7 protein-coding genes and 1 pseudogene are annotated in these 7,505 nt (G+C 72.5%); 1 reads left to right on the forward strand and 7 read right to left on the reverse strand.

Annotated elements, in window-relative coordinates; translation table 11 throughout:
- From NH339_RS16460 to rpsB, 6 genes are all read right to left on the reverse strand, one after another.
- On the reverse strand, positions 1-1,577 hold a 1,577-nt coding region (locus NH339_RS16460), incomplete at its 3' end, for a transglutaminase family protein (protein ID WP_253027105.1).
- A 61-nt stretch (positions 1,578-1,638) separates the two neighbouring features.
- Complete coding sequence (locus NH339_RS16465) at positions 1,639-2,520, reverse strand: phosphatidate cytidylyltransferase (protein WP_253027106.1); 882 nt, start codon at positions 2,518-2,520, stop codon at positions 1,639-1,641.
- Positions 2,510-3,064, reverse strand: coding sequence for a ribosome recycling factor (frr, locus tag NH339_RS16470; protein ID WP_253027109.1), 555 nt, complete (start codon positions 3,062-3,064; stop codon positions 2,510-2,512). Before frr ends, NH339_RS16465 begins: the two co-directional genes overlap by 11 nt.
- Entirely contained in the window at positions 3,064-3,798 is a 735-nt protein-coding gene (gene pyrH, locus NH339_RS16475; protein ID WP_253027110.1) for a UMP kinase, read from the reverse strand. Before pyrH ends, frr begins: the two co-directional genes overlap by 1 nt.
- Positions 3,799-3,923: 125 nt before the next feature.
- Complete coding sequence (tsf, locus tag NH339_RS16480) at positions 3,924-4,739, reverse strand: translation elongation factor Ts (RefSeq protein WP_253027107.1); 816 nt, start codon at positions 4,737-4,739, stop codon at positions 3,924-3,926.
- A 94-nt stretch (positions 4,740-4,833) separates the two neighbouring features.
- Complete coding sequence (rpsB, locus tag NH339_RS16485) at positions 4,834-5,724, reverse strand: 30S ribosomal protein S2 (RefSeq protein ID WP_253027108.1); 891 nt, start codon at positions 5,722-5,724, stop codon at positions 4,834-4,836.
- Between the two features lie 334 nt (positions 5,725-6,058).
- Between rpsB and NH339_RS18695 the strand changes: the two genes are divergently transcribed.
- A complete protein-coding gene (locus NH339_RS18695) occupies positions 6,059-7,000 on the forward strand; it encodes a peptidoglycan DD-metalloendopeptidase family protein (RefSeq protein WP_305883287.1) in 942 nt (313 codons plus the stop codon).
- Here the strand turns inward: NH339_RS18695 and NH339_RS16495 are convergent.
- A pseudogene (locus NH339_RS16495) lies at positions 6,957-7,505 on the reverse strand (hypothetical protein); the annotation flags it as partial. The gene NH339_RS18695 and the pseudogene NH339_RS16495 overlap by 44 nt on opposite strands.

Raw genomic sequence — 7,505 nt, forward strand, 5'->3', positions numbered from 1 at the left:
AGCCGGCCGCGCCGGAACCGCCACGCGGGGCTGCGCCACTGCTCGCCCGTCGCGAGCGGCAGCACCCAGCCGGTCGGCCTCTCCTCGGCCTGGTCCAGCTGGGCGACCTGGTCGACGTCGGGCCGGTCGACGTCGGGCCGTTCCCCCTCGGGCCGGCCGACCTCGCGCGCCACGACGGCGAAGGGGTCCTCCCACGCGGGGAGCACGAGCTCGTCGGGCAGGCCGAGCACGCGTGCCACCTCGTGCGCCAGCCGCTCGGCGGTGTCGTGCTGCACCGGCGTCGGGTCGGACCACGGGTCGCAGAGCAGCGACGCGTCGTGCCACAGCGGCTCGCCGTCGGTGCGCCACTGCAGCGAGACCTGCCAGCGCGGGAGCGGCTCGCCGGGGTACCACTTGCCCTGCCCCCGGTGGACGACGCCACCCTCGGCGTAGACCTGGCGGAGCCGCTCGGCGAGCTCCGTCGCCAGCAGACGCTTCTCGGGCCCGTCGGCCGCCGTGCTCCACTGCTCCGACGTCGAGTCGTCGACGCTGACGAACGTCGGCTCCCCGCCCATGGTCAGGCCGACCTCGCCCGCGTCGAGCCGCGCGTCGACGGTCTGCCCGAGCGCGTCGACGCGGTCCCACTGCTCCTGCGTGTACGGCAGGGTGACCCGGGGGTCCTCGTGCACGCGGGTGACCTCGTTCAGGAAGGAGAACTCGACCTCGGCCGGCTCCAGCGCCCCGGTGATGGGGGCGGCCGACGACGGGTGCGGCGTCGCGGACAGCGGGATGTGCCCCTCCCCCGCGAACAGCGACGACGTCGGGTCGAGTCCCACCCAGCCCGCCCCCGGCACGTACACCTCCGCCCAGGCGTGCAGGTCGGTGAAGTCCTCGGACGCACCGGCGGGCCCGTCGAGCGCCTGCGCGGCCACCAGCGGGTCGGGCGCGAGCTGCACCAGGTAGCCCGACACGAACCGGGCGGCGAGACCGTGCTGGCGCAGCAGCGAGACCAGGAGCCACGCGCTGTCGCGGCACGAGCCGATCGCCCGGGTCAGCGTCTCGTCGGGGCTCTGGACGCCCGGCTCCATGCGGACCGTGTAGGCGACGTCGCGGTGCACGGCGGCGTTCAGGTCGGCGAGGAACTGCACGAGCGGCACCCCGTCGTCGGCCGGCTCGGGCAGGGCGTCGCGCCAGGCCCGGACGACCGGCCCCGGACCCTGGCCGTCGCCCTCGTCGACGGGCCGCAGGTACGGGGCGAGGTCGGCCGCCAGCTGCGGCTCGTAGGCGAACGGGTAGGTCTCGGCGTACTCCTCGACGAAGAAGTCGAACGGGTTGACGACCATGAGGTCGGCCACGAGCGTGACGTCGACGTCGAGCTCGCTGACCTTCTCCGGGAACACCAGGCGCGCCTGCCAGTTGCCGAACGGGTCCTGCTGCCAGTTCACGAAGTGCTCGGCCGGCGAGACACGCAGCGCGTAGGAGTCGATCGGCGTCCGGCTGTGCGGCGCGGGCCGCAGCCGCACGACGTGCGGGCCGAGAGCGACGGGACGGTCGAACCGGTAGGTCGTGCGATGGCGGAGCGACACCTTGATCGACATGGGCCAAGCCTGCCGCATCCCTGTTTCGGCTCGATGTCCGCGTCGCCCGACGCCTCCGCGCTCAGGCGGGGGTGACGAGGTAGTGCAGGATCAGCCAGGCGACGGGCGCGACCGCGATGAGCGAGTCGAGCCGGTCCATGATGCCGCCGTGGCCGGGCAGCAGGTCGCCCATGTCCTTGATGCCGAGGTCGCGCTTGATGAGCGACTCCGAGAGGTCGCCGAGCGTCGCCATCACGACACCGGCGACGCCGAGCAGGACGCCGACCCACCAGTCGCCGTCGAGGGCGAGGGTCACGGTGGCGATGCCGGCGGCGATCCCGAAGACGAGGGACCCGCTGAAGCCCTCCCAGGACTTCTTGGGGCTGATGGTCGGGGCCATGGGGTGCTTGCCGAGGAAGACGCCCGCGGTGTAGCCGCCGACGTCGGAGGCGACCGTCGCGACGATGAAGGCCACGATCCGCCAGGGACCGTCCGTCTCGACCAGCATGAGCATGACGAAGACGCCCATGAGGTGCAGGTAGGACAGGCAGAACACCCCGGCGCTCGCGTCACGGACGAATCCGTCGGCGCCGTCGGAGAGTCGCCACACGAGCGTGCCGATGACGGTCAGCGCCATGGCGACCGCAGCCGTCTCCATGCCGCCGTAGTAGGCGCCGAGGAGCATCAGCGTGCCACCGGTGAGCACCGGCAGGAACGGCACCTTGATGCCGGCGGTCCCGAGCGCCCGGGCCAGCTCCCACAGGCCGACGCCGAGCGCGAGCACGACGACCGCCACGAACACGTCCTTGAACAGGAACAGCGAGACGACCACCATCGCGCCGAGACCGGCGCCGACGCCGATCGCGGCGGGCAGGTTGCGGCCCGCGCGACTCTTGCGCTGGGCGACGGCCGGGTCGGTCTCCCCCAGGGGTCCGTCGGTGGGCGCGGCCTCCTCAGACCTCAAGGAGCTCCGCTTCCTTGTTCTTGAGCAGCTCGTCGATCTGGTCGACGTGCTGCTTCGTCAGGGCGTCGAGACGCTTCTCGGCGCCCACGTTGTCGTCCTGGCTGATCTCGGAGTCCTTCTCGGCCTTGTCGAGGGACTGCTTCGCGTTGCGTCGCACGCCGCGGACGGCGACGCGTCCCTCCTCGGCCTTGGAGCGGGCGAGCTTGATGTACTCGCGGCGGCGCTCCTCGGTGAGCTCGGGCAGCGTCACGCGCAGCACCTTGCCGTCGTCGGAGGGGTTCACGCCGAGGTCGGAGTCGCGGATGGCCCGCTCGATCGCACCCTTCGCACCCTGGTCGTACGGGCTGATGATGACGGTGCGCGGCTCGGGCACCTGGAAGCCGGCCAGCTGCTGCAGGGGCGTCGGCGTCCCGTAGTAGTCGGCCGTGATCTGGGAGAACATCGCCGGGTGGGCGCGACCGGTCCGGATGGCCGCGAACTCCTCCTGGGTGTGCTCGACGGCCTTGTCCATCTTGGTGCCGGCCTCGCGCAGGGTCTGGTCGATCACGGTGCGTCTCCTGTCGTCGTCCCGATGTGTGGTCCTGCGTCGCCGTGGACCAGCGTCCCGATCCTCTCACCCTGGAGCACCCGGGCGATGTTGCCCTCACCCTCCATGCCGAAGACGATCATCGGCAGGTTGTTCTCCATGCAGAGCGCGAACGCGGCGGCGTCGACGACCTTCAGGCCGAGGCGCAGGGCCTCCGCGAAGGTGAGGTCGTCGAAGCGGCGCGCGGAGGCGTCGGTACGCGGGTCGGCGGAGTACACCCCGTCGACGCCGCTCTTGCTCATGAGCACCGCGTCGGCCTTGATCTCCAGGGCGCGCTGGGCGGCCACGGTGTCGGTGCTGAAGTAGGGCATGCCCGCACCCGCGCCGAAGATGACGACGCGCCCCTTCTCGAGGTGGCGCATCGCCCGGCGCGGGATGTAGGGCTCCGCGACCTGGCCCATGGTGATGGCCGACTGCACGCGGGTGTCGATGCCCTGCTTCTCGATGAAGTCCTGCAGGGCGAGGCTGTTCATGACGGTGCCGAGCATGCCGATGTAGTCGGCCCGCGAGCGCTCCATGCCCCGCTGGCTCAGCTCGGCGCCGCGGAAGAAGTTGCCGCCGCCGACGACGATCGCCACCTGCGCGCCCTCGCGGACCGCCTCGGCGACCTGGCGGGCGATGCCGTTGACGACGTCGGGGTCGATGCCGATCTTGCCGCCGCCGAACACCTCGCCGGACAGCTTGAGCAGCACGCGGCGGACGCCGGGGCCTGGGGCCCCGGCGTCCGCGGTGCTGAGGTCGGCCGGGTCACCGTGCGTCGGGTGGTGGGTCACGATGCTCCGGTCCTTCCTGTCGTGGTGCTGGTCGGCTCCGTGGATCAGGCGCCGATCTCGATGTGGGCGAAGCGCTTGACGTCCACGCCGGCGCCGTCGAGGACGGCCTTGACCGACTTCTTGTTGTCGGTGACCGACGGCTGGTCGAGCAGGACGACGTCCTTGAAGAAGCCGTTCACGCGACCCTCGGTGATCTTCGCGATCGCCTGCTCGGGCTTGCCCTCCTCGCGCGCCGTCGCCTCGGCGATCTCGCGCTCCTTGGCGACGATGTCGGCGGGGACGTCCTCGCGGGTGAGGTAGCGCGGGCGCATGGCGGCGATCTGCATGGCGGCGCCGCGTGCGGCGTCGAGGTCGTCACCGGTGTACTCGACGAGCACGCCGACGGCGGGCGGCAGGTCGCTGGCGCGACGGTGCAGGTAGACGGCGACCTGGCCGTCGAACGCGGCCACGCGGCCGAGCTGGATCTTCTCGCCGATGACGGCGGCGAGGGCGCTGATGGTCTCCTCGACGGTCTTGCCGTCGTCGAGCGTGGTCTTCGCGAACGCCTCGGCGTCGGCGGGCTTCGTGGCGTCGGCCGCGGCGGCGAGCCGCTCGGCGAGCGCGATGAACTGCTCGTTCTTCGCGACGAAGTCGGTCTCGGAGTTCAGCTCGACGATCGCGTTGCCGGAGCTGGCCACGAGGCCGGCGGAGGCCTCGCGCTCGGCGCCGCGCTTCGCGGCCTTCGCAGCCCCGGAGATGCGCAGGATCTCGACGGCCTTGTCGAAGTCGCCGTCGGCCTCGGTGAGGGCCTTCTTGGCGTCCATCATGCCCGCGCCGGTGGCGTCGCGGAGCTTCTTCACGTCTGCGGCAGCAATGGCCATGTGAGGGTCTCTTCCCTGGGTCGTGGTGGTGGAAGGGGGGGTGGTCGGGTGCCGGAGGTCGTCCGGCACCCGACCGGGTGTCACGGGGTCGACGTCACTTCTCGGCGGCGGCCGGCTCGGTCGCCTCGGCAGCCGGAGCCTCGGCCGCGGGGGTCGCCTCGGCGGCGGGCGCGTCGGCCGCGGGGGCCTCGGCGGGGGCGTCGTCCTTCTTCTCCAGGAGCTCACGCTCCCACTCGGCGAGCGGCTCGCCGCCACCGAGCTCGGAGCCGGCCTCCTCGGCGCCCGTCTTGGCGCCGCCTCGCTGCAGCAGGCCCTCGGCGACGGCGTCGGCGACGACGCGCGTCAGGACGCTGACGGAGCGGATGGCGTCGTCGTTGCCCGGGATCGGGTAGGTGACGTCGTCGGGGTCGCAGTTCGTGTCGAGGATCGCGACGATCGGGATGTTCAGCTTCTTGGCCTCGTCGACGGCGAGGTGCTCCTTCTTGGTGTCGACGATCCACACCGCGGACGGCGTGCGGCCCATGTCGCGCACACCACCGAGGGTGCGGTTGAGCTTGTCGTACTCGCGACGCATCTGGAGGAGCTCCTTCTTCGTGCGGCCGGAGCCGGCCACGTCGTCGAAGTCGATCTCCTCGAGCTCCTTCATGCGCTGGAGGCGCTGGTGCATCGTCTGGAAGTTGGTGAGCATGCCGCCCAGCCAGCGCTGGTTCACGTAGGGCATGCCGACGCGCTTGGCCTGCTCCTCGATCGGCTCCTGCGCCTGGCGCTTGGTGCCGACGAAGAGGATCGTGCCGCCGCGGGCGACGGTGTTCTTGACGAACTCGTAGCCGGCGTCGATGTAGGCCAGCGACTGCTGCAGGTCGATGATGTAGATGCCGTTGCGCTCGGTGAAGATGAAGCGCTTCATCTTCGGGTTCCAGCGACGGGTCTGGTGCCCGAAGTGGACGCCGCTCTCGAGCAGCTCTCGCATGGTGACGACCGCCATGGTCGATCCTTCCTGTGGACGCACCGGCCCGAGGGCGGGTGGTCCGGTTCCTGGTTGACGCACCACCGGTCGGTGGTGCCCTGACTCCCGCGCCGCGCGAGCCGACCTGCGAGCAGGACCAGGGTCGCGCCCGAGGTTCGACCGGCTGGCGGTGTCACGACGGAGGCGGGCGTGCGAATTTCACGTCCGAGGACGTGATGGGGTCAGTCTAGGACACGGGGTCCGAGATCGAGAAATCCACAGGTGCGCGACGACCGCGCGCCGCGGGTCGGCGGCGTCCACAGCTCGGTGTCGTCCCCTGGAGCGGGGGTACCGGCGACGGTTGGCTCGGGACATGCGCCACCCGTCTTCGAGTGTCCTGCTCCTGCTGGTCCCGCTCCTCACGCTGCTGACGCTCCTCCAGCCCGGTCCGGCCGGCGCCGACGGGGCACCCGCCGACGGCCCGCCGTGGCGGTGGCCCCTCGGCTCGCGTCAGGTGACGGCGGAGTTCGACCTGCCCGACGGGCCGTACCGGGCGGGTCACCGCGGGGTCGACCTCCCCGGCCGGGCCGGCGAGCCGGTCCGCTCCGTGGCGGTCGGGCGGGTCCTGTTCTCGGGCACCGTCGCGGGCGTGGGCGTGGTGACGGTCGAGCACGGGGCGGAGCGGTCCACCTACCAGCCGGTGGTCCGTCGTGTCGTCCGCGCCGGCGACGCGGTGGAGGCCGGTGACGTCCTCGGTCGGCTCGACGTCGCGGGCTCGCACTGCGCGGGACCCTGTCTGCACCTCGGCCGGCTCGCAGGCGAGCGCTACCTCGACCCGCGGGGTCGGCTGACGGGTGCGTCGCGGTTCGTGCTCGTCGACCCGCAGGGCCCGCTCCCCCGCCCGCCCGCGGGCACGTTCGGCGGGGCGGCGGGAGGGAGGGGCGGGTGGTCGCGGCCGGTGGGAGGCCCGGTCACGTCGGCGTACGGGGTGCGGGTGCACCCGGTCACCGGGGTGCGCAAGCTGCACGACGGGGTCGACCTCGGCGCCGCGTGCGGCACGCCCGTCCGGGCAGCACGCACCGGCACCGTGCGCAGCGTGGGTCACGACGGTCCGTACGGCCTGCGGGTCGTGGTCGAGCACGGCCCAGGGCTCGAGACCGGGTACGCGCACCTCTCCGCCACGTCGGTGGCACCCGGCGCACGGGTGACGTCGCGCACGGTGCTCGGTGCGGTCGGCTCGACCGGCCTGTCCACGGGCTGCCACCTGCACTTCATGGTGACCCGACGGGGTGAGCCGGTCGACCCGCTCCGGTGAGCGCGAGCGGACTGGTGCACGGCCCGGAGGCCAGGGTGGCGACCCGGTCCCGCCAGCACTCGAGCAGGCTCGCGACGACCCGGGCCGCCGTCAGCGTGGCCGGTGTGCGGACGCGCACACCGAGACCCTCGGGCGTACGGGAGACCCACACCTGGAGGTCGTCGGCCACGGTCGGTGCCGACACGTGGTGGGCTCGGCGCCTCAGCAGCTCCTGGTGCCCGGGCAGGCGCCGGTAGTCGAGGTAGGAGGCCATGAAGACGTCAGACCGTTCGCGCACCAGCGGCCGCGACGCGGTCCCGAGCACCTGGTCGAGGGGCACGGCCGCCATCCCACGGGCGGCCTCGACGGCTCCGGCGGCGTGCGCGAGCGACGCGCACGGGTCGGGGTGCGTCGCCAGCTCGACGGGGACCGTGGTCGTGAGCCACCCGACCGTCCGTCGCTCCGCGGGCGTCGACCTGAGGTGGACGGGCATGAGGAGCGGCAGCACGGCCGGCCCGCCCAGGTC

This window comes from Aeromicrobium sp. CnD17-E, assembly GCF_024124745.1.
Classification (GTDB): Bacteria; Actinomycetota; Actinomycetes; order Propionibacteriales; family Nocardioidaceae; genus Aeromicrobium.